Origin of the sequence: Mycobacterium asiaticum (assembly GCF_001668675.1) — a bacterium.
Classification (GTDB): Bacteria; Actinomycetota; Actinomycetes; order Mycobacteriales; family Mycobacteriaceae; genus Mycobacterium; species Mycobacterium asiaticum_D.
This window is the reverse complement of the sequence record NZ_LZKQ01000200.1, coordinates 1-1,097: the sequence shown is the minus strand read 5'-3', so window position 1 is coordinate 1,097 and position 1,097 is coordinate 1. Positions and strand designations below refer to the sequence as shown.

The 1,097-nt window shown below is 66.1% G+C and carries 1 protein-coding gene; it reads right to left on the bottom strand.

Annotated features, from left to right (window positions below):
• The coding region (locus A9X01_RS30575; protein WP_172832543.1) for a hypothetical protein at window positions 1–1,097 on the bottom strand (1,097 nt) is incomplete at both ends.

Here is a 1,097-nt window from a genome sequence, read left to right as displayed (position 1 = left end):
GCCGTCACTGGCAGCGCAATCAACCCGGCAATCGCGGCCGCACCCGCAGCCGTCGCGACTTTGCCCGCCGCGGACAGACTGAAGTCGGCGCTGACGTCCGGCTCAGGAGGGTTCTGCGTCGGGCGCACGCCGACGGTCCTGGGAAGTTCGTCGAACCACTCATTGACCTGTTTGACTTCCGCCTCGTAGTCGTGATCGGTGGCCTCGCCGGCGCGCTTCTTCTCCCGTGCGGTCCGCAGCCTGCCCTCGAGGCTCTCGATCGTCTTGAGGTTGACCCGCCGGGTCTCCTCCTCTTTCGGGTCACGCGGGATGTCGTCGAGACCCATCTCGTAAGTGACCTTGAAATTGGCTTTGAAGTCGTAGAGCTTCGTCTCGGCGCTCACGGCACCGTCGACCACCAGCCGGCCGTCCCCGGTGCGCGGCAGAACGTCAGCCTCGATGGCGTCGAGGCAGCGCTCCTCGCCGCCGATGTTGATCGTCTTGGGGCCCTGCAGCAGGCACGGCACATCGGGGTCGAAGTCACTCGCGTCGAGGTTGAATGTGTTCATCACCGTGTCGCGGACCTGCCGCAGAATGCTCCAGCCGGTGACCGCCAATGCCGTCTTCTCGTGCGGGTTTTCGGCAAGTACCGATGCGGGCAGTTCTTCGCCGTGTGGCAGTTCGCGCAGCGTCTGCACCTGCACCACCAGCGATTCGTGGGTGACGTCGCCGACGTTCCACCGCTGCACGATCGCGTCGATCGCCTTGAAGGTGGTGTCGTCCTGCGCTTCCGGATCGACGTCGACGGGCGACGGCAGCAGACTTTCGATGCCGTTGTCGCCCTTCTCGGCGAGCTGGGGACGGACCGCGTCGGCGATCTGCGTGGCCAGCGAGTCGAGCACCCGGATCCGGGCTTCGTCGTCCGAGATGCCCAGGTTCTGCAGCTTCTCCATGTTGACCAGCAGCTCCCCCGCGACACTGTGGGTGATCCAGTAGGCCTCGGCGTAGTCCAGTTCCCAGCTGATCCGCGGGTCCTGCCCCGCCAGCACGGTCACGCCGTCCGGACGCCGTTGGACATCGGCGCCGAACAACCGCGGGCCGTATTCGTCGGGCAACGG